Origin of the sequence: Pseudorhodobacter turbinis (assembly GCF_005234135.1) — a bacterium.
GTDB lineage: Bacteria > Pseudomonadota > Alphaproteobacteria > Rhodobacterales > Rhodobacteraceae > Pseudorhodobacter > Pseudorhodobacter turbinis.
The window spans coordinates 853074-879102 of the sequence record NZ_CP039965.1 but is presented as its reverse complement, the minus strand read 5'-3'; the positions used below and the strand labels follow the sequence as shown (position 1 = coordinate 879102).

Sequence of the window (26029 nt, the reverse complement as noted above, 5' to 3'; positions counted from 1 at the left end):
ACCTATGCTGCGAGCGCAGCAAACTGCTGAAACGCGGTGAGGCCGTTGGCATAGATTTTCCCCTTCGGGTCATTCATGTGCACGGTCTCGACCGCAGCCAAGGTAGCCTCGGCAGAATGGAAGGCCTTGAAGCCAAGCATTGGGCCCGTGATCCGCTTTACGAAGCGGTGGTCCTGTTCAATAATGTTGTTGAGGTATTTGACCTGCAGGATCTTGATGCTGTTGCCTGAGCCCGTGAACTTCAGGATCACATTGATGCTTTGCAGACCCGCCAGATTGGCGCCGCTCTTGTCGATGACGACACGGTCAGGCACGCCATTTTTGCCAATCGCGCGCTTGAAAAATCGACGGGCCGCCGCCTTGTCGCGACGCTCAGACAGCATGAAATCAAGGGTTTTTCCTGTGTTGTCGACCGCCCGGTAATAATAGGTCCATTTGCCTTTAACCTTGATGTAGGTTTCGTCCATGCGCCAAGATTTGGCGGTTGGCTTCTTGCGGGACTGCGCTTGTGCCGCCATCAGCGGCGCAAACTTAACCACCCAACGGTTCAAGGTTGCATGGTCAACTTCAGCTCCACGCTCCTCCATGATTCCTTCCCGGTCGCGTTAGGAAACTCTATATCGCACATAGAAATAAACCGCGCACAGGATTACGCTTTTAGGATAATGGGCTCCCTTGAAATCAACCGACATCCGATACATCCTGTTGCTTGCTTGTTTGAGAACCATGTCGCAAAATCAGCCAACAAACGAAAGATCGCAAAAGTTTGCGACAGAACCGGCCCGGACGCCTGACCTGCGAGATCCGCATCGCAATCGCCAGTCTCCTCCGCAAGGCATGACGTCCGTAGGCCACCTCCCGATGTTCGTGTGGAAACACCGGGAGGTGGCACAAGTTTTAGCTACGCCGCGTCAGGAGATTGATCACCGCGCGGCAATGCCGTCAGGCTGTCTTGGAAAGGACATCGTCCTGCAAATAGGACTCCAGTGAATCGTCGAGCGCCTCATTCCAGGGTGTGTGATGCGCAGGTGCCATGGTTCCGGTGATCACCGATTTGTAGGACTTGTTGCGGAATTCCATGATGGCCTCCTTCTTGTGGTTTTTCCACGCGAAGAATGCTTCACAAGCGCCCTGCACATCAAAGCTTGGGTAATCGGTTTCCGCGATCAGCTCCTGAACATAATCGCCCTGATACTGGATCGCGCCCTTGTCACCGACAGCTGCATCTTCTCTTGCGATGCGATCTGCGACATCAGCCTTCAGGGTATTGATATCCGATGGAATTTCGATCTTCCCCATAATCGCATCGCGGACCCACCACGCCTGTGCGTCGAACATATTAAACGTAAACCACTGGTCTTGCATGCCCAGATAGAACATCTTCGGGTTGTTCACAAAAACCACGCCCTTGTACAAATCCGCCGCTGCCAGCCGGTTCGACGTTTTCAGCCGCAGATCATCAGGTAGGAAGTTGAAAAAGTGCTTGTAGCCGGTACACAGGATAATCGCGTCAACGTGGCGTGAGGTGCCATCCTTGAAATATGCGGTATTTCCATCCACCTTGACCAAACCGGGCACCTCGTCCCAATTGTCAGGCCAGTCAAAGCCCATTGGCGCGCTGCGGTAGGATGTGGTGATCGATTTGGCGCCGTATTTCCAACACTGCGAGCCAATATCCTCGGCGGAATAGGAGGCGCCCAGGATAAGCAGATCCTTGCCCTCAAATTCGCGCGCGTCGCGGAAATCATGCGCGTGAAGAATGCGGCCGTTGAAATCCTCGAAACCCTCGTAATAGGGGACGTTCGGCGTGCTGAAATGGCCGGAAGCGCAGATCACATGATCAAAGGTTTCCTCATAGGTGCTGTCCTTGAGGTGGTCATGCGCGGTGACGATGAAGGTTCCGTCGGCCGCATTATAGCGGACGTTACGCACCGGCGTATTGAAACGGATCCAGTCGCGCACGTCGGCCTTTTTCACACGACCTTCGATGTAATCGAACAAGACAGCCCGCGGCGGATAGGAGGCAATCTGTTTTCCAAAATGCTCTTCAAAAGAGTAATCGGCAAATTCCAGACCTTCCTTCGGGCCGTTTGACCAAAGATAGCGATACATCGACGAATGAACCGGCTCCCCGTGGATATCGAGCCCTGTGCGCCAAGTGTAGTTCCATAAACCTCCCCAGTCGTCCTGCTTTTCAAAGCAAACGATTTTCGGAATGTCTTCGCCATTTTGGCGGGCAGATTGAAATGCCCGCAATTGGGCCAATCCAGATGGCCCGGCACCGATGATGGCTACCCTCTTTGCTGTCATTGCGTTTTCCTCATTTTGTATGCCGACATCCCCTCCGAAAAAATCGGGGAAGGTTGCGGTCTGATTATGCTGGTTCAATCCGATGGCAGGCCAACAAAGAGCCTGTTTCAAACAGACTCTCCATGGTGCATCTACACCCTGCGCCGAAGTCGATCCGGCGCTACAATTTTGAACACACTTGTATCCTTACCTGTTTTGGTCAGGAAGTTGAACCCCATCGCGGAACAGGCCGCGTTAAAGCCGCATTACGACTGTTTTTCACGTGGTTATCGGTGGTCTGGGTGGCGCCATTCTTTGACGAACAGGATCAAGAACGCGGCGGCGATTGCACAGAGGGGCACAACCGACATCGCCCTGTGATAATTGTCACCGGTCATATCGATCAGCCAACCGATCAATGGCTGGAACAGGATGGCCGAGGCGATCCCGATCATGTTGATAAAGGAAATGACCTTTCCGATTTCTGCCGTGGGCCGGCCTTCTTTTGCCATGGCAAAGGTAAGCATTTGCGCGCCTCCAAAGACGCCCGCAACAAAAAGCGCACCGCCAATCAATGCGACCGAAGACGTCTCGAAGTAGATCGCGAAGGCATAGGCCAACCCCGAAAGCGCCGCACTTGATGCGATGACCCATTTTCTGTGGCCAAGCCAGTCAGAAACAGCACCGGCGCCGACACTCCCCAGCGCCATGCCGAAATAGATCATCGAGACGGCCATCTCGGCCGAGACCGGTTCCAGTCCGTGATCATTCACAAGGTCACTTTGCCCCCACAACCCGCCAAAGACATTGATAGGCATGTAGTATAGGGCCCCTGTCAGCGCGATAATCCAGATACGACGGCTTGCAAGAATATCGTAAAGCCCTGAAAATGCTGCGGTAATACGATCCGGCGGCCCAACCGCGATCGGTTTTGGCAGCCCCCTTAGAAACAGGAATGCCAAGACAAACAGCACCAATCCGGCAATGCCCGTCGTGTCGAATACCGGTCTCCACCCGTAAGTACTGATTGCATTCGCCAGCAGGTTCGCCCCCACTGCGGTCCCGAGCATTCCGACGGTATTCACCAATCCGGACAGCACCGCAAACCGCTCGGGCGCGAAGCTGTGGTTGACGACATAGAGCGCCCCAACGAAAGCAAAAGACGCCCCAAAACCGGTCAAGATACGCCCCACTGCAGCAACCGCCGGATCGTTGCCCAAACCAAAAAGCAACACGCCCAAGGCACAGGCCGCAATGGCCGGAACGATCAGAGGGCGCGCGCCATATCGGTCAAGCAGAACGCCCACCACCAACTGCATCGGAGCATAGACCCAAAAGAAAATGCTCGACAAGGTTCCGACACTGCCATGCGCCAGGTTGAAATCGGTGGCGATCGCCTCAATGGCGAGGCCGGGTTCGATGCGGGTAACAAACTCGAACAAATAGAAAAAGGTGGTCAGGACCAATGCTGTTATGCCGGCGCGTTTTCCGCTCATTCGACAGGTTCTCCGAAAATGGCGATGGCGCATCCTAAAACCGCCATTGCGCCGAACAATACTGTCTTGCCCCGCAGCCCCTGCGCCTGAGAGGACAGCGCCGCAATGGCGGCTTGAATGGCGTAGTAGGCCGCAAAGGCCCGTGACGCATAGCTGATGATTTCAAATACATTCGCAGTCCATGTCAGCAAAAGACCAACCCCCACCAGCATACTATATGCAAGCTTTGGGGAAACCTTTCCTTTTGAGATCTCGGCGATCAAACCGCCCGAGCCGCTTGTGTCGGCCACGGCGGCGCTGAATTGTGCGCTTAGGGCCGCGGCAACCAGCAGCATCGGCAGGATGGGAGAGACGACTTCCATCAGATCGATGATCGCAGTTTCATCGAGCGTCAATGTGCTGGTATCAAAAGCATATGTCAAAAGGCCGATATAAACCAAGTAGATGGCGGTAGAAAGCCATTGTGCCAGCCGCATCGAGCGGATCCGCGTCCGTGCATTATAGGTCGCGCCAAGATAGCGAGAGGTCTCAAACCCCTGCACGGTCACCAGCAAACCGGCCATAAGCGTAACTGCGGCCCATCCGCTGACGCTCGCGGGTTCGAACTCCAGCCCGCCCCCTCGGGCTGTCTTGCCGAAATGAACGGCAAGACCGAACAGCAACCCCGCAATGATCGCCAGTTTGATACCAACCGAGATTTGCTCCATGCGCTCCAAGGCCGAAAACCCCTTGGTCCAGCCAACGACCAAAATCAGCAGGAAAACAGCAGTGGTCAGCAAGCGCGCATGAAAACCATCGTCTACTGCGGTAAGGCTGACACCGAATGCGCCAAAAAGGTTCAGGTAATACGCGACAGAGATGATGAAAGCGAAGGCGAGAACCGCAGAGGCGACGGTCTCGGCTTTTACGACAAGGCTTTGGCGTTCGGCCGGTTGATCGATGCGGGCAATGTTGGCGCGGATCGCACTGCCGAATAAATATGCGACCACACAAAGGCCCAGCATGACCGCGGGCGCAAAGGCCCCGAAACTGACATCGAGGATCGGGCCGAGGACAAGGAACCCGCTTCCGATGATCGAGGCAAGGGGCGTAATCGTTGCGCGCCAGACAGGGGCATTCGCGACACGTGGCCACAACATAAGCGCCCCGGCGAGAACGGCGACACCCAAGATTAAGATATTCAACATCGGCGATCCTTATCGACACTGCGCCATGCTCAGATCGAGCTTTTCGGTCAGGGCCATTGGGGCCAATCCGTCCATCATTCGGGCGAAGACGCCCATGTCACCCCACCACTTCCAACGGTTGTAGAGATGGAGTGGGTGCCGCCCTCCCAAGACGGCATCGTAATGTGCCAAAGTGGTGTTGTTCAACGCCACGCGAAGAGGAGGACGGCGAGATGAAGGATATGATGATTGGGGTCGATCTGGCAAAGAATGTTTTTCAGGTTCATGGTCCCCCTCGAACGGGGGAGGTTCAGTTCCGCAAAAGGCTGACGCGAACGCAGTTTTCTGTGTTCATGGCTCAGCAGGAGCCCTGCCTGGTCATTTTTAAAGCTTGCGGCAGCGCGCATTACTGGGCGCGCGAGATGGAAGCAGTTGGCCATGAGGTAAAACTGATCGCGCCACAGTACGTTAGCCCGTTCGTTAAACGTCAGAAAAATGATGCTGCTGATGCTGAAGCGATCGTCATCGCTGCCCGCCAGCCGGAGATGCGTTTTGTTGAACCCAAAACGGTCGAACAGCAGTCTCGCGCAGCCTTATTCCGTGGCCGTGAACGACTGGTTCATCAGCGGACCGCGGATGTAAATGCATTGCGGGCGCTTCTATATGAGCACGGACATGTGTTTCCCGTAGGAATGCACCACCTCAATCGCATAACGGCCCTTGTAGAAGATGAGACCGTCGACTTGCATGCACTTATCCGCGAGGAGTGCTTGGATCTGCTGACGCAGATTGCAGAAAAAACGGCGCGTGTCATCGAGCGCACCACAAAACTCAAGACGCTGGCCGCCGAGTCAGACAGGGCGCGCCGGCTTCAGACCATGCCGGGTGTTGGACCGCTGACGGCCGTTGCCGTGGAAGCTTTCGGCCCAGACATGGAACAGTTCAAAACTGGACGCGACTTTGCGGCTTGGTTGGGTCTTGTTCCCAAGCAACATTCTTCTGGAGGCAAGGAACGTTTGGGGCGGATGACCAAGGCTGGCCAAGCCGATATCCGACGTCTCCTGATCATTGGCGCAATGTCGCGATTAGGCTGGCTTGGGCAGCGAACCATTTTGGAGGGCAGCTGGTTGTCACGAATGTTGGAGCGCAAACCCATGATGCTGCTTGCGATCGCGCTGGCCAACAAAATGGCCCGCCAAATATAGGCGATGCTAACGAAGAACGAAGATTACAGGGATCCGGCGCTGGTGGGCTCGGCATGATGTTCATGTCAACCTGCTAGCGACGGTGCCAAGGGAGTGTAAGAAGACGACGACCTGAATGGGCAAAACGATCGAACAGATCCGGATAGGGAAAACCAGTAAGACCCTGAGAGTAAGAAAGCTCGGTGTAGAGATTTGGACCCGATCCGCTGATCACCATCCCGGCCCGCGGCTTTTGGAAATGCCGCATCTTGAGGCCTGACAAAAGTTCGCACTCGATCACACCCCAACAGGGTCAAAAACTTCTTGCAATATGGGCGGCAACCACAAAAGGGTCTTGGCCGGGCCTACTCTTTCGGAGCGTCGCTCCAACGTAAACCATTGCGGTTAATGAATATAATGCCGCTCAAAACCCGCCCGCTCTCACGGTTTGAAAACCAACCGTTGCCGGGCAACGGATCATCCACCCGTGGCTTGCCATGGCTCTTCGGAAAGAAAGGCCGCAGCCGCGCAATTTGGTCTTCGCTCAGCCAGTAAAGATTACTCATAATTCCCCCCATGCTCAGTGGGAATTGAATCACGCGCGCCGCCAGTCCTCAACCAATTTAATGGGTCTGGAGGCTAGGAAGCAACGCAGTTCTTCGCGAGCCAAAAGCCGAGATGGCATTGCCCGGAAGGGGTTTGCACGGCAAACCATGAGAGCGGTTTATGAACCGCCCCTTGTTTGCCGGAGAGCGTTTGTTTCGAATGTTAGGCTGCTTTTTCATTTGGGTTCAAGGTTGCATAGAACATCTCCTCTGCTTCATGCGGCGTGACATATCCGATGGCACTGTGCAGGCGCTTGGTGTTGTACCAATCGACCCATTTCAGCGTTTCCCATTCAAGCTGGCCCATTGATTTCCATGGGCCGAGCAACTTTGTAACCTCAGTTTTGAACAGGCCAATGATGCTTTCAGCGAGGGCATTATCGTAGGAATCTCCCACGGTTCCGACAGATGGATCGATCCCAGCGTCCGCCAATCGCTCAGTGTATTTAATGGACAAATATTGAGATCCGCGGTCGGAATGATGTATCAACCCGCCGCCTTTTTCAGGGCTGCGCTGACAGATCGCCTGGTTCAAGGCATCGAGCACAAAGGCTGTTGTCATCGATGTTGAGACCCGCCAGCCGACGATCCTTCGAGAGAAGACGTCGACAACAAATGCGACGTAAACCATGCCCTGCCATGTGGAAACATAAGTGAAGTCACTGACCCAGAGCTGGTTTGGGGATTGTGCTTTGAATTCGCGGTTCACTTTATCGTCCGGACACGGCTGAGAGGCATCGGGGTTCGTCGTGATGACTGGCTTGCCGCGAACAACGCCCTGTAATCCCATAACTTTCATCAAGCGTTCGACAGTGCATCGGGCGATGTCCTTGCTCTCACGGCGCAGTTGGTGCCAGACCTTTCTGGCGCCATAGCGGCCACGACTTTCATCGTGAACGCGCCGGATTTCCACGCTGTCCGTTACGTCTTGGCGCGCCCTGTTTGAGGCGAGCCGGGGATCTCGTCTGATCGCCGAATTTGCATAGTAGGACGATGGTGCGACCCGCAAAATCTTGCAGATCGACCCGACACCAAAGTCCGTGCGGTAATCTTCAATGAATGAAATCATTTCCTGAACGGGCGGTCGAGTTCCGCCTGAGCAAAATACGCAGAAGCCTTCTTCAGAATCTCATTTGCTTGGCGCAGTTCCCGAACCTCACGCTCAAGCTCTTTGATCCGGGCCTTCTCCTCACAGGTGGGACCGTTGCGGGCACCAGCATCGCGTTCAGACTGACGGCACCATCCCCGCAGGCTATCAGGAGCACAGCCCAGCTTGGGTGCAATTGCCTGATAAGCAGCATTGTCACTGCGATATTCCGAGCGTTGTTCATTGAAAAGCCGAACGCCGCGCGCGCGGAACTCAGCCGTATAAGACGGGATATGTTTGCGTTGTGTCATAAGGGTTATCCTTGGAGAGTTTTACTCTCCGGTAAACCCGGGGCGGTTCATTAAGTTTATCCGCTGCCCGCGCCGCCGTCACTCAGCATTGGGTTGGAAAAGTCCCGTCGCATTCGAGCGTAAGGTGGCTTAAACGAGCACTAGGTGCGGCACGAAAACGCGACAAGTCCAGCTGGCATTTATTGCGCCGCACGGCGGTGGTTACATCTTTGTTGCTCAAAGATTATCATCCATACGGTGAAGTTGAAAAGATTTTGTTGATATTTTGTTGGTATGTAGAACTTGTGGTGAGCCAAGAAGGAAGACAGCCAAATGGATGGACAAAATGCACAAGATAGCCTTGTGGTAACTCGGTGGCTTCAGGCGTGGGGTCTTGCGACGCTTATAAGTGTTGCGATTTCTGCGGAAGCAAGCGCGCAGGAAGTTTGGAACGATTGGAGCGGGCCCTATGTTGGGCTAAGCTTCGGAGCGTTTCGCTCTACTGGTGAAGCTGAGCGGGCTGGGTATTCTGGTTCGCTCCTTACGCTCGACGTAGAAAACGGGTTGTTCCCGAATTCGATTGACGGATCGAAAGAATCCCTTACAGGAGGAATTGGGCTTGGTATAAACAGGCAGCATGGCGCGTTCGTAAGCGGGGTCGAGATTGATATCTCTGGACTTGACCACGCGCAGGAACTGAAGTTCAGTCGGGTCGACCCAAATCCTTTGCCTCCATTTAACGGCATTGATACCAATACCGCTTACCGTACAGAATTTGGCACACTGGCAACACTTCGCGCCCGTGGCGGCTATGCCGTGGGTCGCAACCTTTACTTCGCGACGGCGGGCCTTGCAGCCGGACGAGTCCGAAATACGTTCTCTCTCGACCTTCCTGACCTAGGCTACTCCTCCCCTGGCTGGAGCAACAAAAGCACCCGCGTAGGGTACGTGGCTGGCCTTGGGATGGAGCGGCGAATGACAGAGCACCTAAACCTCAAAGCTGAAGTTCTTTATGTCGATCTTGCCGACGAACGTATTAAAGGGACAGACTCGGTCGCGTTTCCCGGCGAACAAATCGATTATAAATTCAAGAATGAGGCTGTGATCGCCCGTGTGGGTATAAACTTTACCTTCTAAGTGGACATTTTTTCTTTACCTCTTGGTAACCTTTTGATGCGAAATGATTCTATGTATAAACTTCGCTGGAGGTGATCCGCCATGACTGACAACATATTCTTTGACCCCGTCCCCAACGCAGCACTTCTTGGAAGCATGCGCGACTTTCGTCAGCCTAAGGGGCGGGACCTTCTCGATCGTTGCGGGGGGTTCTTTGAATGGCAGGACACTCGTCGGCGAAGTGGCACGTGGCCCTTCTCGCGCTCGACCGAAAGTGGTCCCAACGCGAGCTGCGCGGTACGCGACGACCGCGGCAACCTGTTCGAAGGCGCGAACTTTTCTTCACAAGATTATTTGAGCCTTTCATCGCACCCGGTGGTCAAAGCAGCTGCAGTCGAAGCCATCGAACGGATGGGCGTGCATTCGGCGGGTTCGCCGGCGCTTGTCGGCAATACCTCGACCTCGGTCGAGTTGGAGCGGCGGCTGGCCAGCTTTTTGGGCATGTCCTATACGGTACTCTTCCCAACCGGCTGGGCCGCAGGATTTGGTGTTATTAAAGGGCTCGTCCGCTCCCAAGATTATATTTTGATCGATGCCCTCGCCCATTCCTGCCTGCAAACCGGAGCGGCCGCCGCGACGCGCAACGTGGTCCCGTTTCGGCACAACAGCGTGGACGACTGTCGGGCCAAACTCGCCAAGATTCGAGCCAAAGATATTGATGCCGGCATCATGATTGCCACGGAAAGCCTGTTCTCAATGGACAGCGACACTCCCGACATTGCAGCCTTGCAAAGCCTCGCGCGTGAGTATGGTGCAACTTTGATGGTCGACGTCGCGCATGACCTTGGCAATCTTGGTCCGAGCGGCACTGGGCATATTGGTATGCAGTCAATGCTCGGACAGGTTGACTTGGTGATGGGGAGCTTCTCTAAGACCTTTGCGTCGAATGGTGGTTTTGTCGTAACAAACAGCCCGGCGGTGAAGGAGTATCTGCGCTTCTACAGCCCTTCATGCACCTTCTCGAACGCGTTATCGCCATCGCAGGTCGCGACCGTTACCTGCGCACTTGACATCATCGAGGCACCAGAAGGGGCAGTGTTGCGCGAACGGTTGATGAACAATGTTCTTTCTTTGCGCGAACAGCTCACCCGCCGTGGGCTTGGCTATTATGGAGATCCTTCAGCTATTGTCGCAGTGGCATCAGGAGATGAGGGATTGGCGCGCCTCACCGCACGTAAGCTACCTGAACTCGGTCTGCTGGCGAACCTTGTTGAATTTCCTGCGGTCGCCAGAGGCAAGGCCCGCTTTCGCCTGCAGGTGATGGCTGGACATACCGCCAACGAGATCGAGACAGCAGCCGCTTGCATGGAGGCTGCTGCAATTTCCGCCACTGCGCAGCTTGAAAACCGGAAGACTAAGCCACCGCAAGCTTTGGCAATCTAGCCCACCCCCGCAAGTTCGATCAACGCGCCCTTGCCTATCGTGACTGCTGGAGAAGCCGAGCCGCTGCTTACGGCTTCGGACGTGTGCGATGGGAATAACAAAGGCCGAGCTTATGACAATGAATACCAAGATTATAGATTGGTTCATACCCGAAGCTATCCGTCAGCGGAGGACTGCGCGCGAGATGGCGCGCACCTTCGTTTTCACACATCTTTTCGGACCGCTCATCGCGCAACCGATGTGCATCTACCTTTTCATTGCCTCCCCGCAGGGGAAAGTAGGTCTCTTCGTGCTAGCAGCATCGATCTGCAGCTTTTGGGCGTTACCCTTCGTTCTGCGCGCGACAGGCGACATCGCACTTGTGGCGCTGATCTCGTTCCAGGGGTTGGCAATGACCTCTCTCTATGGGGCCTATCATTATGGCGGTTTCTCCTCACCCTTTATGCCGTGGCTCGCAGTAAGCCTGCTTCTTGGTATCTTCTATCTCTCTAAGCGCATCTGGCTTGTGCTGGCACTCTTCGCACTCGACGTCGGCGTGTTCCTTGCGCTTGCAGCGGTTCGTCCGTTTCCGGAGCGTATATCTACCGAGTCCCTTGCGATCATGGGATGGCTTTCGATTGGGGCCGCCACGCTCTACATGACATGGATGGCCCTCTATTATTCCAGTGTCGTCGGCTTGCGGTCCGAACTGGAAGTCGAGGCAGTCCGCGGCCGGGCTTTATCAACCGAGCTCGAGCGTGCCCGCGCGGCCGCCGAAGAGCATGGCCGCGCCCGTGCTCAATTTTTTGCGAAGATGAACCATGAGCTGCGCACACCGCTCAACTCAATCATCGGCTATTCTGAGATTTTATTAGATGAGCTTCAGGACTCTCCTGAGGCAAACACCGGCTGCGCTCAGGATGTATTGCGGATCAACACAGCAGGCAAGCACCTCCTGTCACTCGTGGCAAAGGTGCTCGACGGCGACGCTCCAGACCCTGAAGCCATAGTGGTAAACCCTGCTTTGGTCAGGATTGGTACGCTCTGCGATGAAGCAATAGCGAGTACGCTGCCGCTTATTGAAAAGAACGGCAACCGACTTATCGTTGATTGCCCACAGGCTGATCGACATATCCAGACCGACGCAAAAATGCTGCGTCAAATAATTATCAATTTACTTGGAAACGCGGGGAAGTTCACTTCAGAGGGTGAAGTCACACTCAAGATTTTCGTCGAGGTGGGGCCGCATGACGATCATCTACAGGTCGTTGTGCAAGACACCGGGATCGGTATTTCAGCGGATAGAATCGCCTCTATCTTTGAGGACTACCGGCAAGGCGGCCCCTCGGTGCGCACCGCCTTCGGCGGCACCGGCCTTGGTCTCGCCCTCTCACGGGTACTCTGCCTCTCCCTAGGCGGGCAGATCTCGGTTCTCAGCGAGCCAGGGCAGGGATCAACCTTTACTATGACAGTTCCTGCCAGCCTTAGCCTCGAGGAGGAAACCAAGAGACAAGGTTATAGTGAAGCCAATTGACAGGTCCTTAACTTTTTGCTGCCATTATTAAGTTTAATGTGAACGTTGAAATGGAGGACGGATCCGTGAGCAATTTGGTTGAAGAGACAACTCCGGCTGCGAACTCGGCCCCGACGCCACAAGGAAAAAACGAGATTTCAGGCGAAGCGGATATTGTACGGATTCTTGTAGTCGATGATGTTGCTGCCAACCGTGAAATCCTGCGTCGGTGGCTGGGACGACGAGGCTTTGAGGTGATCGTCGCCTGCGACGGAGTCGAAGCGCTCAAAGTCGTGGCTTGCGCGGAAGTCGACCTTATCCTGCTCGACGTCATGATGCCAAATTTAGGCGGCGTCGAAGTGGTTCGTGCAATCCGCTCTTCGGTGTCTACTGCGGACTTGCCGATAATTATGGTATCAGCCAAGAGCCTCAGGGAGGACATCTCTCAATGCATTATGGCAGGAGCGAACGACTATATTACTAAGCCTGTGGACTTCCCTGTGATGCTCGCACGAATTCATGAGCAGATCAAAGGAAAAACTTCCTAACTGGTCTGGAGCTGTTCCGCTCTTGTGCCGCCCCTAGTGCTCGTTTAAGCCACCTTACGCTCGAATGCGACGGGACTTTTCCAACCCAATGCTGAGTGACGGCGGCGCGGATTGTAGACCCCATGTGTGGATGCCCCTTTCAATGCAAGAAGTTTTTCAGATTGCTTGAAACAAGTGATCAGTGCAGTCGTGGGCGTTGTTGCAAAACTCTGACGGCAGGCGATTCACAAGGTGAAACAATGCGGTTAGACAGGCTTTCATGAGCAAGCCCCCAATCGCCCGCTATCGCACGACGAACTGGAAATCCTACAACGATGCGCTGAAGCGCCGTGGTTCACTGTTGATCCGTTGCCCGGCAACGCATGCCTGCATGCGTGAGAGGGTGGTTGGACAAGGACATGATGTGGCTCGCCCCGAAGGCGGGCCGCCCTGGTCGCCCACCAGTGTTTTCTCCCGCAGCGATACAGTTCTGCCTCATGGTGAAGGTTCTGTTCAGCCTACCACTGCGGCAAGCGACTGGCATGGTGGGCAGCATCCTGCAGATGGCAGGCCTGGACTGGACGGTGCCCGACTTTTCGACCCTGAGTCGGCGACAAAAGACCATCACGGTGCAAATGTCGAACCGCCGTGCGCCGGGGCCTCTGAACCTGCTGGTGGACAGCACGGGGATCAAGTTCTTGGGCGATGGCGCCCTCTCGGGCGATTGCGATGCAATCCCCTGCCGGGTAACAAATGGCTTGCGCGCAAGCATGGCACACATCGCCGCCGCCAGTATCGTAAGGTGCATCTGGCGATGGATACTGCCACCGACGACATCCGGGCGGTGGAGTTCACCTCAAGCGACCACGGTGACAGCCCGGTTCTATCTCATCTTCTGGACCAGATCCCGCCCGATGAACAGATCGGCACAGTGACCGGTCCCTCACATGCATGTAAACATGCACTGCCGGGCAGTGGATGGCGCCTTCGACACCCGCCGTTGTCACACCGCGATCCTTGATCGAGGCGTCACCGCAGTCATCCCCATTCGCAAGAATGACCGCCGCTGGAAAGAGGATGTCCCTCCGCCCAAGCCCGCAACGACATCCTCAGGGCGACCCAACGCCTGGGCAGGGCCATTTGGAAACGCTGGTCCGGCTATCTACGTCAGAAGTCGTATCGAGGCCGGGATGCGATGTCTCAAAGCATTCGGTGAGAGGATCGCGTCACGAGACCCCGACCGCCAAGCTGCTGAAGTCCATATCCGTGTGGCACTCATGAACCGCTTCAATGCACTCGGCACTGCCGAGATCGAACGCGTCGCCTGACCCAAAAGGGGAACGGGGACGTCGCGTCTTAAAACCGACTTATGCAACAACGCCATATGTAGGGGGCACTGGATCAGAGGCGAAGGCGAGTGTTCGAACGTGGATCGAGTTCTACAATCGCAAGCGCCCCAGAACAGCAGGTGCAAAGAGTAGCTTAACTTACGCCAGAACCTGTCCAACAAATGGGGAGTAGATCAGGCGAACCGGTGGCGGGTACCGCTGATAGCATGGCGGGTTGTCGTCATTCAGAAACTTCTTAATCGTGTTGCGCGACAAACTGGTTGCCCGTGTCACAGGCCAGATGCTGCGACTCTCCTTCAAAATCCAAAGTCGGATCTTCGATACACCTTCGATCAACAACACATCCTCTTTACTCCGCACTTGAAGCGCGGATATTAACGAAACAGGTGGGTCAATTTCGTACGCCGATTCACAGTGTGGTTGCCGCAACGAACAAGTGCGGCCTAAAAAGCTGTCTACAAAGATCGAGGGTGAATCGTTGGGTCTGCCGCATAAAGCCCGGGGGATTACCCGTGTCTATGTCGATCAAATCCGTTGGCTTTGCTACTTTGCACGAATGACTTCAGTCTTCCATTCACGGCAGCGGGCTTCAAGTTCTGGAGCCAACGGCTGGTCCGTGAAGAAAATGTCAATTTCGTCAAGGGAGGCAATGCGCGCCGGGGCGGTACGTTCAAATTTAGAATGGTCAGCAACAAGAAAGCAGCGCCGCGATTGTGCGATGATGGCATGGCTCACTTCTACCTCTTGAAAATCAAAATCAAGCAAATCGCCGTCTTGGTCCAAGGCAGAACACCCAATAACGGCAATGTCAAACTTGAACTGACGGATGGTATTGGACGCCAGACTGCCGACCAACCCACCGTCAGAGCGACGCAGCGTGCCCCCGGTGACAATGACCTGGCAATCCGGGTTGGCGGCCAGAATTTGCGCTACGTTCATATTATTTGTTACGACCAAAAGCCGATGTCGAGATAACAGTTCTTGGGCGACCGCCTCTGTGCTGGTCCCGATGTTTAGGAACAAAGATGCCCCATCGGGGATCTGTTTTGCACAGGCCTGCGCGATGTTTCGTTTGGTTTCCTGGTTTAGGGTCCGGCGGTCTTCGTAGCCGATGTTTGTGGTTCCTGAGGGCTGAATAGCACCGCCGTGGACGCGCTGAATGCGGCCCGCATCCGCAAGCTCAGTCAAATCGCGGCGGATGGTTTGAACGGTCACGCCAAAGCGCTCGGCTAGGCCTTCGACGGTTACCTTGCCCTCGGAGCGGACAATTTCCAAGATGTCGGGCTGACGAAAGCTCTGAGACATGATTCGATTCCTCCGGAGTGACGATGTTCTTTTTTGTTCGTATCGGCAAGTATTTTGCTGCATAGTCGATAAGTTTGCCAGACCCATCGACACAGCAAGCTGCAGTACTCAACCGTTAAGGCGAAAATATATCTTATTTTTGCAGTAAGTTGTGAGAAGTACTCGTTTGAAGTGTTCGCTTTCTTGAAAATCCGAAATTAAAACTTGCAAGAACGAGCATAGCGTGGTTCGCTGTGTTATTGATCTCGATCATTTGGTGGGGAGGCCTGATGTCGTCGATAGCTACTGAAAACCAGATCACGGATCTGTTCATTATCGGCGGCGGCATCAATGGGTGTGGCATTGCGCGGGATGCCGCAGGGCGCGGGTTAAGCGTATCACTGGCCGAAATGAATGATCTGGCATCCGCCACCTCCAGTGCCTCAACCAAGTTGTTTCATGGCGGCTTGCGCTACTTGGAGTATTGGGAGGTGCGCTTGGTGCGTGAGGCGTTGATTGAACGCGAAACGCTGCTGTGCGCGATGCCCCATATCAGTTGGCCGATGCGATTTATCTTGCCTTATCATAAAGATATGCGGTTTGAGGGGGATACGCCCACGTCCAAGTTTCTGGGATTTGTCATGCCGTGGATGAAGGGGCGCAGGCCCGCCTGGCTTATCCGGTTGGGACTGTTCATGTACGACAATCTGGGTGGACGCAAGATTTTGCCTGGCACGGTTACCCTGTCGTTGCCCAGCACACCCGAAGGTGCGCCAATCGAAGATCGTTTCGCGCACGCCTATGAATATTCCGATTGTTGGATCGAAGATTCTCGGCTGGTCATTTTGAACGCCCGCGATGCCGAGGCGCGCGGCGCCGAAATTATGGTCCGAACGAAAGTGCTGTCTGCCACACGGGTCGACGGCCTGTGGGAGATCACGCTTGAGCGGGGCGACCAAATCGAAACCCGCCGCGCCAAAATGCTCGTAAACGCGGCGGGCCCATGGGTCGGCGATGTTATTCAGCAAAAGGTTCGGATCAATTCTACCGAGGGTGTGCGACTGGTTCGTGGTAGCCATATTGTGACCAAGCGGCTGTATGATCATGACAAATGTTATTTTTTCCAAGGGACCGATGGGCGCATTATCTTTGCCATTCCTTATGAGCAGGATTTCACCCTGATCGGAACCACAGATGTTGAACATGACAACCCCGACAAGGCCCCGGTTTGCACCGACGAAGAGCGCGATTACCTGATCGGGTTTGCGAACAAGTATTTCAAACAAGATATCACTGCTGCCGATGTGGTCTGGACCTATTCCGGCATACGGCCGCTGTATGATGACGGGGCGAGCAGTGCCACGTCGGCGACGCGCGACTATACACTAAAGGTCGATGCGACAGGCGGCGCGCCTATTTTGAACATCTTTGGCGGCAAGATCACTACTTATCGCCGGCTTGCCGAAAGTGCGCTGGATAAGATCGGTGCGCATTTTCCCGATTTGCCCGCGAAATGGACGGCGGGTGTGGCCTTGCCGGGCGGGGACTTTCAGCAGGATGGCGTGGCGGATCTGATTGCTGGGCTGCGCCGCGACTATCCGTTTCTAACTGCCTTTTGGGCAAAACGCCTGATCCGCGCCTATGGCACCGAAGCGCCTGCTGTCTTGGGTGATGCCAAGAGCCCCGCCGATCTTGGTCGTGATTTTGGCGCAACCCTGACTGCGCATGAGGTGGATTGGTTGATGACCCGTGAATACGCGCGCCGTGCCGAAGATGTCGTCTGGCGGCGCAACAAATTGGGTCTGCGGCTGGATGCAGGCCAAATCGCAGCATTGGATGCGTGGATGCAAAGCAAAGCGGCTGCAGTGATAAAGGTGGGGGAATGACATGTCGTTAAAATTGCAAGGCGTATCAAAGGTTTTAGAGGGGCAGACCCATATCCACCCCACGGATCTGGAATTGCAAAACGGCACGATGAATGTGCTGTTGGGGCCGACGAGTTCGGGGAAAACCTCGTTGATGCGGCTGATGGCTGGGCTGGATGTGCCGAATACGGGGCGAATATTCTGGAATGGTGCGGATGTGACGGGGATGCGGGTGCAGGATCGCCGTGTGGCCATGGTCTATCAGCAGTTCATAAACTACCCCTCAATGACTGTTTACGACAATATCGCCAGCCCCATGCGCTTGCTTGGCAAGTCGGCTGCCGAAATTGATTCCGATGTGAAAAAGGCCGCAGATCTGATGAAGCTGACACCGTTTCTGGCGCGCAAACCGCTGGAACTGTCGGGTGGTCAACAGCAGCGGTGCGCATTGGCCCGCGCCTTGGTCAAGGATGCAGGGCTGGTTTTGCTGGATGAACCCCTGGCCAATCTGGATTACAAGCTGCGTGAAGAGTTGCGCGCAGAAATCCCCAAGATATTTGAAGAAGCCGGGTCCATATTTGTTTATGCCACGACCGAGCCGGAAGAAGCGCTGCTGCTGGGCGGCAACACTGCCACCCTTTGGGAGGGGCGCGTCACGCAATTTGGTCTGACGCCGCATGTTTATCGCCGCCCAGTGAATGACACGACAGCACGGGTGTTTTCCGACCCGCCGATGAATTTTCTGGATATCGTCAAGACCGGATCGGTTTTGCGCTTTGGCGATGATACAACCGTTCAGGCAAGCGGGGCCATCGCGGACCTGCCGGATGGTCGCTACAAGGCCGGGTTCCGGCCTAACCATCTGGAGTTGAGCCCTCATGTGGCAGGGGCGATGCAATTCGAAGCCAGATTGACCGTAACCGAAATTACCGGATCTGAAACCTTTGTGCATCTGGACCACTATGGGGCGCGTTGGGTGGGCTTGATACATGGTGTTCATAATCTGGCCTTGGGGCAAAAACTGTCCGTCTATCTCGACCCTGCCCATATCTATGTGTTTTCCGAAAATGGTGCTTTGGTTTCTGCCGCACCCTATGCAGAGGTGGCATAAGATATGGCAAAGATCACGCTTGATAATCTGGCCCATTCCTATTTGGCCAACCCGAAATCCGAAGAGGATTACGCCCTTAAAGAGCTGAACCATGATTGGGTCGATGGTGAGGCCTATGCGCTTCTCGGTTCCTCAGGCTGCGGCAAATCTACCTTGCTGAACATTATTTCGGGGTTGTTGCACCCCAGCCAAGGCCGCATCTTGTTTGATGACAAGGATGTGACCCATGCCCCAACCGCCGAGCGCAATATCGCACAGGTATTTCAGTTTCCTGTCGTTTACGACACGATGACAGTGCGCGATAATCTGGCATTCCCGTTACGCAATCGCGGCCGCGATGAGGCCTATATCGCCGAGCGTGTTCAAGAAATTGCGCGCATGATCGGTATGGAGGATATGTTAAATCGCAAGGCGCGCGGGCTGACAGCGGATGTGAAACAAAAGATCAGCCTGGGGCGGGGCATGGTACGCAAGGATGTGAATGCACTGCTGTTTGATGAGCCGCTTACCGTGATCGACCCGCATATGAAATGGGAATTGCGCACGCAGCTTAAGCAATTGCACCATGATTTCGGCCATACGATGATCTATGTCACCCATGACCAGACCGAAGCGCTGACATTCGCCGACAAGGTGGTCGTGATGTATGACGGCCGAGTGGTTCAGATCGGCACACCGCAGGAATTGTTCGAACGCCCGGCGCATACCTTTGTGGGATATTTCATTGGATCGCCGGGGATGAACGTGCTGCCCGCCGATGTGGCAGGCAATCGCGCGCAGGTCGCGGGGCACAGCGTGGATCTGGGCGCGCATTACACCGCTAGCGGCAAGGTGGAACTGGGTGTGCGGCCCGAATTCGTGCGGCTGTCCACAACAGGCGGCATCCCCGCGCGTATTCGCCGCGTCGAGGATGTGGGCCGCCACAAAATCGTCCGGTTGGATGTGGAAGGGCGCGAGATCTCGGCCATTCTGGGCGAAAGCACGCCTATCCCTGCTGATGTGAACGCTGTTCATTTCGCGCCTGAAGGCATTAATATTTACGCCAATGACTGGCGCGTGGCACCCAACGGAAAGGATGCGGCATGAACAAAACTGTCAATCAAAAGGCATGGTTTTTAGTCCTGCCGGTTCTGCTTCTGGTGGCGTTTTCCGCCGTTATCCCCTTGATGACCGTAGTGAATTATTCGGTGCAAGACACATTCGGCAACAACCAGTTTTTCTGGACGGGGCTGGAGTGGTTCGACGAAATGCTGCATTCCGAACGGATGTGGGACGCGCTTGGTCGGCAATTGCTGTTTTCTGGCATCATTCTGGCAATTGAGGTGCCTCTGGGCATTTTCATCGCGCTGAATATGCCAAAGCGCGGGTTCTGGGCCTCATTCTGCCTAGTGTTGATGTCGTTGCCGCTGCTGATCCCTTGGAACGTGGTCGGCACCATCTGGCAGATTTTCGGGCGGGTGGATATTGGATTGCTGGGCTATACGCTTGATAAGATCGGGATCAGCTACAATTACACGCAGGATATTTTTGCTGCATGGGTCACGGTCATTGTGATGGATGTGTGGCACTGGACATCATTGGTGGCGTTGCTTGCTTATGCTGGGCTGCAATCCATCCCCGATGCCTATTATCAGGCGGCCAAGATTGATCAGGCCAGCCGCTGGGCCGTGTTCCGTTATATCGAGCTGCCGAAAATGGCTGGGGTGTTGATGATCGCGATCCTGCTCCGCTTTATGGACAGTTTCATGATCTATACCGAACCTTTTGTGGTCACGGGGGGCGGGCCGGGCAATGCGACGACCTTCCTGTCGATTGATCTGGTAAAAATGGCGATCGGGCAGTTTGACCTTGGACCTGCGGCGGCATTCAGCCTGATGTATTTCCTTGTTATAATGCTGATTTCATGGGTTTTCTACACGGTCATGACGACAATGGATAAAAGGGATGGTGTGTGATGAACAAACGTCTTGGCATCAATGGGTCCACCCTTGTGATGGGTCTTTACCTGCTGTTCTTATTGCTGCCGATCTATTGGCTGCTGAACATGAGCCTGAAAACCAATCAAGAAATTCTGGGCAGTTTCTCGCTTTGGCCCCAGGATCTGACCTTTGCCAACTATATCGTGATTCTGACCGACGCTAGCTGGTACATGGGCTATATCAACAGCTTGATTTATGTTGTGATGAACACGGTGATCAGCTTGGCCGTGGCGCTGCCGGCCGCCTATGCCTTTAGCCGCTACAGCTTCATGGGTGACAAGCATCTGTTTTTCTGGCTGCTCACCAACCGCATGGCCCCGCCTGCCGTATTTGCGCTGCCCTTCTTTCAGCTCTACTCATCTGTCGGGCTGTTTGATACGCACATCGCGGTGGCTTTGGCGCATTGTCTGTTCAACGTGCCATTGGCGGTTTGGATTTTGGAAGGCTTCATGCGGGGCGTGCCAAAGGAGATCGACGAAACCGCTTATATCGACGGCTATTCCTTTCCGCGCTTTTTTATCCGCATCTTTACCCCGCTGATCGCGAGCGGGATCGGGGTGGCCGCGTTTTTCTGCTTTATGTTTTCATGGGTTGAACTGCTGCTCTCGCGGACTTTGACGGCGGTGGATGCCAAGCCGATTGCGGCCACCATGACCCGCACGGTTTCAGCCAGTGGTATGGATTGGGGCGTCCTGGCCGCCGCCGGCATCCTGACGATCGTTCCGGGCGCTTTGGTGATTTACTTTGTGCGCAACTACATTGCCAAGGGCTTTGCCCTGGGGAGGGTTTGATATGGACTGGATGGCTTGGACCGGCCCCACGGCAACCTTTTTTGTAATTATCGCCAGCCTGTTGATCACCTTTACGGTGCTGGCGATCAAATACCCCGAAACACCACGTGTCGGTGTGCTGGGAATTGAAACAACGCGGGGTGATCGGTTGTTCATCACGCTTCTCGGCTCGGCCTTTTTGAATTTGGGCTGGCTGGGCTTGGTTGATGCGTCCCAATGGGGGGCATTGGTTGTCTGTGCTGTTTATGCGGCAGCAGTGTTTCGCTGGGTATAGGCTGCGCAGACAAGAAGACGACGGCCCCGTGGATGTGCAAGACCAATGGGACCACCTGAACTGACAAACTAATCGAAACCTGTTCTAAGGGAGGAACGAGATGAAATTGAGACATTTGTCTACTACGGCGATGGGGGCTGCGCTGATACTGCTCTCGGCCCCGGCATTTGCCGATATGGATGCGGCCAAGGCCTTTCTGGATGCGGAAATCGGCGAACTTTCTTCGCTGAGCCGTGCGGACCAAGAGGCAGAAATGCAATGGTTCATCGACGCAGCCAAACCGATGGCCGGGATGGAAATCAAGGTGGTATCCGAAACGATCACCACGCATGAATATGAAGCCAAGGTCCTGGCTGATGCTTTTACCAAGATCACGGGCATCAAAATTACCCATGATCTGATTGGTGAAGGCGATGTGGTGGAAAAGCTGCAAACCCAGATGCAGTCAGGTGAAAACATCTATGACGCCTATACCAACGACTCTGATCTGATCGGCACGCATTGGCGCTATCAGCAAGTGCGCAACCTGACCGACTGGATGGCGGGCGAAGGGGCGGATGTGACATCGCCTACGCTGGATTTGAACGATTTCATCGGGTTGCAGTTCACCACCGCGCCGGATGGTAAATTGTACCAGCTGCCGTCACAGCAGTTCGCGAACCTTTACTGGTTCCGGTACGACTGGTTCAATGACGAGCCGACAAAAGCGGCGTTCAAAGAAAAATATGGCTATGATCTGGGCGTTCCGGTCAACTGGTCGGCCTATGAAGATATTGCCGAGTTCTTTACCGGGCGCGATATGTCCGCCATCGGCGGGCCGAAATCGGCTTGGGGCAATATGGACTACGGCAAAAAAGACCCCTCGCTCGGCTGGCGTTATACCGATGCGTGGATGTCCATGGCGGGCATGGGCGATGCTGGCACGCCGAATGGCCTGCCAGTGGATGAATGGGGCATTCGGGTGAACGAAGCCTCGCAGCCCGTGGGATCCTGTGTCAATCGGGGTGGTGCCACCAATGATGCCGCGGCCGTTTATGCAGTCACCAAGGCAATCGACTGGCTGAACAAATACACCCCGCCGGAAGCGGCAGGCATGACCTTTGGCGAGGCAGGCCCGGTTCCGGCGCAGGGTCAGATTGCACAGCAGATGTTTTGGTACACCGCCTTCACCGCCGATATGGTAAAGCCCGGATTGCCTGTGATGAACGAGGATGGCACGCCAAAATGGCGCATGGCCCCATCCCCGCACGGCGCCTATTGGCAAGAAGGGACCAAAGTTGGTTATCAGGATGTGGGGTCGTGGACGTTGATGAAATCAACGCCTGTTGACCGTGCAAAGGCGGCTTGGCTCTATGCGCAGTTCGTCACCTCCAAGACAGTGGATGTAAAGAAAGCCCATGTGGGCCTGACGTTCATCCGTGAATCCACGATTCAGGATGAAAGCTTTACCAAGCGCGCGCCGGAACTGGGTGGGTTGGTCGAATTCTACCGCTCGCCCGCGCGTGTGGCGTGGTCGCCAACTGGCACCAATATTCCCGATTATCCAAAGCTGGCACAGTTGTGGTGGCAGAACATCGGCGATGCTATGTCAGGTGCAAAAACCCCTCAAGAAGCGCTTGATGCTTTGTGTGCTGAGCAAGAAAGGGTGATGGAGCGGATTGAACGCGCAGGCATTCAAGGTGACATAGGCCCGAAGATGAACGAGCCAAAAGACCCACAGGAATGGCTGGATGCACCCGGTGCGCCCGTTGCCAAAATTGCAAATGAAAAGCCGCAGGGTGAAACCGTCAGCTATGATGAGCTGATCAAATCCTGGCAGTAAAATGACGGCTGGGGGCAGGGTTTCGACCTTGCCCCCACTCATCCGCTTGTAAATATCTCTGCCGTCGAACAGCTGGGCCATGCGTATCTGCGGGGCTATTTATAATTGGGTGGGGCCGACGCAACGCAAAAATCAAGGGAACGGTATGAGCCATATTCTTGCGATTGATCAGGGCACAACATCAAGTCGCGCGATTATCTTTAATGGCGCGATGCAGACTGTTGCAACCGTACAAGAAGAGTTCCCCCAGTACTTTCCACAAGGCGGTTGGGTAGAGCATGATCCCTCTGACCTGTGGTCTACCACTGCGCGGACTGCGCGGGCCGCAATTGCAAAGGCCGAGCTTGGCGCGGAAAATATTGCCGCGATCGGGATCACAAACCAGCGCGAAACAACGATCGTCTGGGACCGTACAACCGGCCAGCCCATTTACAACGCGATCGTTTGGCAAGATCGGCGCACGTCGGAGTATTGCCGCACATTACGCGACGCAGGCCATGACAAGATGATTTCCGCCCGCACCGGACTGCTGGCAGACCCCTATTTTTCCGGAACGAAGCTGAAATGGCTTTTGGACAATGTACAGGGTGCGCGGGAAAAGGCACGGCGCGGTGAACTGTTGTTTGGCACGGTAGATAGCTTTTTGATTTGGAAACTTACTGGTGGTGCGGTGCATGCAACCGATGCGACCAATGCAGCGCGGACCTTGCTCTATGACATTCACAAAGGGCGGTGGAGCAAAACCATCTGTGATTTGTTTGATATTCCAATGAACATGTTGCCCGAGGTTAAGGATTGCGCGGCTGATTTCGGCATGACAGAGCCTGATCTGTTTGGGCGCGCGATCCCGATATTGGGTGTGGCTGGGGATCAACAAGCCGCGACTGTAGGGCAGGCCTGTTTTGCCCCTGGCATGATGAAGTCGACCTATGGAACAGGGTGTTTTGCGTTGCTGAACACGGGCGACAAGGCGGTCACGTCAGCGCATCGTTTGCTGACAACTATTGCCTATCAACTGGATGGGAAGCCTACCTATGCGCTCGAAGGATCAATTTTCATCGCTGGGGCTGTGGTGCAGTGGCTGCGTGATGGCCTGAAAATTATTCGTGAAGCCAGTGAAACGCAACCCTTGGCCGAAAAGGCAGACCCGTCGCAGAGCGTCGTGCTGGTGCCTGCTTTTGTCGGGCTGGGCGCGCCCTATTGGAATGCGGAATGCCGCGGCGCGGTGTTTGGGCTGACCCGCGCGTCCGGTCCGGCCGAGATGGCCCGGGCTGCCCTTGAATCTGTAGGGTATCAAACGCGTGATCTGCTTGAGGCGATGCACGCGGACTGGGCGACCACGGGAACGCAGCCAACGCTTCGGGTGGATGGTGGGATGACGGCCTCGGATTGGTCCATGCAATTTTTGGCGGATATCATTGGCGCAAAGGTAGACCGTCCCACGGTGCGCGAAACAACCGCGCTTGGGGCCGCGTGGTTAGCGGGCCAAAGGGCTGGCATTTATCCTGATCAGGCCGGATTTTCCGCCAATTGGGCCTTGGACAGAACATTCGTGCCTCAAATGGATGAAACGACGCGTGCTGCGAAATACGGCGCATGGGAGCGTGCTGTCGCCGCGACGATGCTGTTTTGAATACATTTGAGTTCTCAACCGCAGGCCGAATTGTTTTCGGCAGAGGGCGGGCCGATGAGGCGTTGGGCCTTGCACTGACCTATGGCCGACGGGTTTTGCTGGTGCGAGGATCGCATGATTGGGCGGACCATGCCGTCGATGTTTTGCGCAAGGCAGGTGCCGAGGTCCTGGTGATACGCGGCATTGGTGAGCCGGAACTGACACCGCTGGAGGCGGTGCTAACGCAATGCCGCGCCTTTAGTCCGCAGGTGGTCTTGGCGGTAGGGGGCGGGTCTGTCCTTGATTTGGGGAAAGCGCTGGCTGCTCTGCTTCCAAGCAAAAGCCCGCCTTTGGCGCATCTGGAGGTGGTGGGGGATGGTCTGCCGCTGCAAACGCCACCACTTCCCTTTATCGCACTGCCAACGACCGCGGGCACTGGGGCAGAGGTGACCAAAAATGCAGTTATTGGCGTGCTTGGTCGCAAGGTTAGCTTGCGCGACAACCGAATGCTGGCGAATATTGCCTTGGTTGATCCGGCGCTGACCGACGGCTGTCCCAAAGGGGTAACACTGGCCTCGGGTATGGATGCTTTGGTGCAGGTGATTGAACCCTATTTGTGCAATAGGGCAAATCCCATGACGGACGCACTTGCGCGTGACGCGATTCCGAAGGGAATTGTTTCAATAGTGACGCTAATGCGGGGTGAAGATCCAGCTGCACGCGACGATCTGGCCGAGGTCAGCCTGTTTGGCGGGCTTTGTCTGGCCAACTCCGGCCTTGGGGCCGTGCATGGTCTGGCCAGCGTGATTGGCGGTATGACCCCCGCCCCGCATGGCGTGATTTGTGGTCGCCTTTTGGTGCCTATCCTGCGCGCAAACAAGGCTGCGGCACAGGCCGACATGGCTGATCTGGACCGTTTTGATGAGGTAAATGCGTGGCTGTCAGCCGGCTTGGACTGCGCCCCGTCTTTTGCGTTGGAACGGCTGGAGATGGCATTGGATGATTGGGGATTGCCGCGATTGGGTAAATGGCTCGCAGGGCATGACTTAACGGCCATCGCAAAATTGGCGCAAGCGTCTTCATCTATGAAAGCCAACCCGTTCCAGTTGCAGATAGAGGTGCTGACTGAAGCTGTTCGTGTTTCCCTTTAGGCCAACAAGATTCACGCAAAATTAACGTATCGCAAAGAGAACCATGCAAGAGGCTCCAGACCTATTAAATTGGTTGAGGACTGGCGGCGCGCGTGA

General features: G+C 55.2%; 19 protein-coding genes, 3 pseudogenes and 1 other annotated feature. Of the genes and pseudogenes, 15 read left to right on the top strand and 7 right to left on the bottom strand.

Going from position 1 to position 26029, the window contains the following annotated elements:
* Positions 1 to 2: 2 nt before the first annotated feature.
* The 4 genes and pseudogenes from EOK75_RS16660 to EOK75_RS16645 form a co-directional block, all read right to left on the bottom strand.
* Positions 3 to 692, bottom strand: a pseudogene (locus tag EOK75_RS16660) (IS6 family transposase).
* 250 nt (positions 693 to 942) lie between these two features.
* Positions 943 to 2310, bottom strand: coding sequence for an NAD(P)-binding domain-containing protein (locus tag EOK75_RS16655; protein ID WP_137195154.1), 1368 nt, complete (start codon positions 2308 to 2310; stop codon positions 943 to 945).
* Between the two features lie 266 nt (positions 2311 to 2576).
* A complete protein-coding gene (locus EOK75_RS16650; protein WP_168199278.1) occupies positions 2577 to 3785 on the bottom strand; it encodes an MFS transporter in 1209 nt (402 codons plus the stop codon).
* A complete protein-coding gene (locus EOK75_RS16645; protein ID WP_137195152.1) occupies positions 3782 to 4972 on the bottom strand; it encodes a hypothetical protein in 1191 nt (396 codons plus the stop codon). The genes EOK75_RS16650 and EOK75_RS16645 overlap by 4 nt, the downstream gene beginning before the upstream one ends.
* Positions 4973 to 5184: 212 nt before the next feature.
* On the opposite strand from EOK75_RS16645, the gene EOK75_RS16640 reads away from it, so the two are divergent.
* A complete protein-coding gene (locus EOK75_RS16640; RefSeq protein ID WP_137195151.1) occupies positions 5185 to 6156 on the top strand; it encodes an IS110 family RNA-guided transposase in 972 nt (323 codons plus the stop codon).
* Positions 6157 to 6483: 327 nt separating this feature from the next.
* Here the strand turns inward: EOK75_RS16640 and EOK75_RS16635 are convergent.
* A pseudogene (locus EOK75_RS16635) lies at positions 6484 to 6701 on the bottom strand (hypothetical protein); the annotation flags it as partial.
* Between the two features lie 202 nt (positions 6702 to 6903).
* Positions 6904 to 8138 (bottom strand): IS3 family transposase gene (locus EOK75_RS16630; RefSeq protein ID WP_137192325.1). Its coding sequence is split into 2 segments (ribosomal slippage): positions 6904 to 7844 and positions 7844 to 8138, totalling 1236 coding nucleotides; the frame shifts between segments, so codons are not numbered across the junction.
* Positions 7735 to 7851, bottom strand: a sequence feature (AL1L pseudoknot). Its footprint overlaps the gene before it by 117 nt.
* A 312-nt stretch (positions 8139 to 8450) precedes the next feature.
* On the opposite strand from EOK75_RS16630, the gene EOK75_RS16625 reads away from it, so the two are divergent.
* The 5 genes and pseudogenes from EOK75_RS16625 to EOK75_RS16600 all read left to right on the top strand — a co-directional run bounded on the left by EOK75_RS16625 (position 8451) and on the right by EOK75_RS16600 (position 14023).
* The gene (locus EOK75_RS16625; RefSeq protein WP_137195150.1) at positions 8451 to 9254 is read left to right on the top strand and encodes an outer membrane protein; all 804 of its coding nucleotides are present in this window, start codon (positions 8451 to 8453) and stop codon (positions 9252 to 9254) included.
* Positions 9255 to 9335: 81 nt separating this feature from the next.
* The gene (locus EOK75_RS16620; RefSeq protein WP_240794076.1) at positions 9336 to 10676 is read left to right on the top strand and encodes an aminotransferase class I/II-fold pyridoxal phosphate-dependent enzyme; all 1341 of its coding nucleotides are present in this window, start codon (positions 9336 to 9338) and stop codon (positions 10674 to 10676) included.
* Positions 10677 to 10788: 112 nt separating this feature from the next.
* Positions 10789 to 12189: a sensor histidine kinase gene (locus EOK75_RS16615; protein ID WP_168199277.1), complete on the top strand. Its 1401-nt coding sequence runs from the start codon at positions 10789 to 10791 to the stop codon at positions 12187 to 12189.
* A 65-nt stretch (positions 12190 to 12254) separates the two neighbouring features.
* Positions 12255 to 12716 carry a response regulator gene (locus EOK75_RS16610; RefSeq protein ID WP_168199276.1) on the top strand — a complete coding sequence of 154 codons (462 nt, stop codon included), beginning with the start codon at positions 12255 to 12257 and terminating at the stop codon, positions 12714 to 12716.
* 259 nt (positions 12717 to 12975) lie between these two features.
* Positions 12976 to 14023 (top strand): annotated as a pseudogene (locus EOK75_RS16600) (IS5 family transposase).
* A 564-nt stretch (positions 14024 to 14587) separates the two neighbouring features.
* On the opposite strand, the gene EOK75_RS16595 reads toward EOK75_RS16600, so the two are convergent.
* Positions 14588 to 15349, bottom strand: a complete 762-nt coding sequence (locus EOK75_RS16595; RefSeq protein WP_137195836.1) for a DeoR/GlpR family DNA-binding transcription regulator — start codon at positions 15347 to 15349, stop codon at positions 14588 to 14590.
* Positions 15350 to 15618: 269 nt separating this feature from the next.
* Here EOK75_RS16595 and glpD point away from each other — a divergent pair, with 269 nt between their 5' ends.
* The 9 genes from glpD to EOK75_RS16550 all read left to right on the top strand — a co-directional run bounded on the left by glpD (position 15619) and on the right by EOK75_RS16550 (position 25933).
* On the top strand, positions 15619 to 17214 hold the full coding sequence (glpD, locus tag EOK75_RS16590) for a glycerol-3-phosphate dehydrogenase (protein ID WP_137195146.1): 1596 nt from the start codon (positions 15619 to 15621) through the stop codon (positions 17212 to 17214).
* 1 nt (position 17215) lies between these two features.
* Positions 17216 to 18304 carry an ABC transporter ATP-binding protein gene (locus EOK75_RS16585; protein ID WP_137195145.1) on the top strand — a complete coding sequence of 363 codons (1089 nt, stop codon included), beginning with the start codon at positions 17216 to 17218 and terminating at the stop codon, positions 18302 to 18304.
* Between the two features lie 3 nt (positions 18305 to 18307).
* The gene (locus EOK75_RS16580; RefSeq protein WP_137195144.1) at positions 18308 to 19390 is read left to right on the top strand and encodes an ABC transporter ATP-binding protein; all 1083 of its coding nucleotides are present in this window, start codon (positions 18308 to 18310) and stop codon (positions 19388 to 19390) included.
* Entirely contained in the window at positions 19387 to 20259 is an 873-nt protein-coding gene (locus EOK75_RS16575; RefSeq protein ID WP_137195143.1) for a carbohydrate ABC transporter permease, read from the top strand. Before EOK75_RS16580 ends, EOK75_RS16575 begins: the two co-directional genes overlap by 4 nt.
* Entirely contained in the window at positions 20259 to 21074 is an 816-nt protein-coding gene (locus EOK75_RS16570; protein WP_137195142.1) for a carbohydrate ABC transporter permease, read from the top strand. The genes EOK75_RS16575 and EOK75_RS16570 overlap by 1 nt, the downstream gene beginning before the upstream one ends.
* Position 21075: 1 nt before the next feature.
* Positions 21076 to 21348 (top strand): DUF2160 domain-containing protein, encoded by a 273-nt coding sequence (locus EOK75_RS16565; protein ID WP_137195141.1) that lies wholly within the window; start codon positions 21076 to 21078, stop codon positions 21346 to 21348.
* Positions 21349 to 21448: 100 nt separating this feature from the next.
* Positions 21449 to 23170: an ABC transporter substrate-binding protein gene (locus EOK75_RS16560; protein WP_240794075.1), complete on the top strand. Its 1722-nt coding sequence runs from the start codon at positions 21449 to 21451 to the stop codon at positions 23168 to 23170.
* Positions 23171 to 23315: 145 nt separating this feature from the next.
* A complete protein-coding gene (glpK, locus tag EOK75_RS16555; protein WP_137195140.1) occupies positions 23316 to 24803 on the top strand; it encodes a glycerol kinase GlpK in 1488 nt (495 codons plus the stop codon).
* The gene (locus EOK75_RS16550; protein ID WP_240794074.1) at positions 24800 to 25933 is read left to right on the top strand and encodes an iron-containing alcohol dehydrogenase; all 1134 of its coding nucleotides are present in this window, start codon (positions 24800 to 24802) and stop codon (positions 25931 to 25933) included. Before glpK ends, EOK75_RS16550 begins: the two co-directional genes overlap by 4 nt.
* Positions 25934 to 26029: the final 96 nt, after the last annotated feature.

Excerpts from the sequence above, each read along its gene's own strand:
- glpK (WP_137195140.1), top strand. The coding sequence starts at position 23,316 with ATGAGCCATATTCTTGCGATTGATCAGGGCACAACATCAAGTCGCGCG.
- EOK75_RS16645 (WP_137195152.1), bottom strand. The coding sequence starts at position 4,972 with ATGTTGAATATCTTAATCTTGGGTGTCGCCGTTCTCGCCGGGGCGCTT.
- EOK75_RS16580 (WP_137195144.1), top strand. The coding sequence starts at position 18,308 with ATGGCAAAGATCACGCTTGATAATCTGGCCCATTCCTATTTGGCCAAC.
- EOK75_RS16585 (WP_137195145.1), top strand. The coding sequence starts at position 17,216 with ATGTCGTTAAAATTGCAAGGCGTATCAAAGGTTTTAGAGGGGCAGACC.
- EOK75_RS16575 (WP_137195143.1), top strand. The coding sequence starts at position 19,387 with ATGAACAAAACTGTCAATCAAAAGGCATGGTTTTTAGTCCTGCCGGTT.
- EOK75_RS16565 (WP_137195141.1), top strand. The coding sequence starts at position 21,076 with ATGGACTGGATGGCTTGGACCGGCCCCACGGCAACCTTTTTTGTAATT.
- EOK75_RS16655 (WP_137195154.1), bottom strand. The coding sequence starts at position 2,310 with ATGACAGCAAAGAGGGTAGCCATCATCGGTGCCGGGCCATCTGGATTG.
- EOK75_RS16620 (WP_240794076.1), top strand. The coding sequence starts at position 9,336 with ATGACTGACAACATATTCTTTGACCCCGTCCCCAACGCAGCACTTCTT.
- EOK75_RS16650 (WP_168199278.1), bottom strand. The coding sequence starts at position 3,785 with ATGAGCGGAAAACGCGCCGGCATAACAGCATTGGTCCTGACCACCTTT.
- glpD (WP_137195146.1), top strand. The coding sequence starts at position 15,619 with ATGTCGTCGATAGCTACTGAAAACCAGATCACGGATCTGTTCATTATC.
- EOK75_RS16615 (WP_168199277.1), top strand. The coding sequence starts at position 10,789 with ATGACAATGAATACCAAGATTATAGATTGGTTCATACCCGAAGCTATC.
- EOK75_RS16625 (WP_137195150.1), top strand. The coding sequence starts at position 8,451 with ATGGATGGACAAAATGCACAAGATAGCCTTGTGGTAACTCGGTGGCTT.
- EOK75_RS16595 (WP_137195836.1), bottom strand. The coding sequence starts at position 15,349 with ATGTCTCAGAGCTTTCGTCAGCCCGACATCTTGGAAATTGTCCGCTCC.
- EOK75_RS16640 (WP_137195151.1), top strand. The coding sequence starts at position 5,185 with ATGAAGGATATGATGATTGGGGTCGATCTGGCAAAGAATGTTTTTCAG.
- EOK75_RS16560 (WP_240794075.1), top strand. The coding sequence starts at position 21,449 with ATGAAATTGAGACATTTGTCTACTACGGCGATGGGGGCTGCGCTGATA.
- EOK75_RS16570 (WP_137195142.1), top strand. The coding sequence starts at position 20,259 with ATGAACAAACGTCTTGGCATCAATGGGTCCACCCTTGTGATGGGTCTT.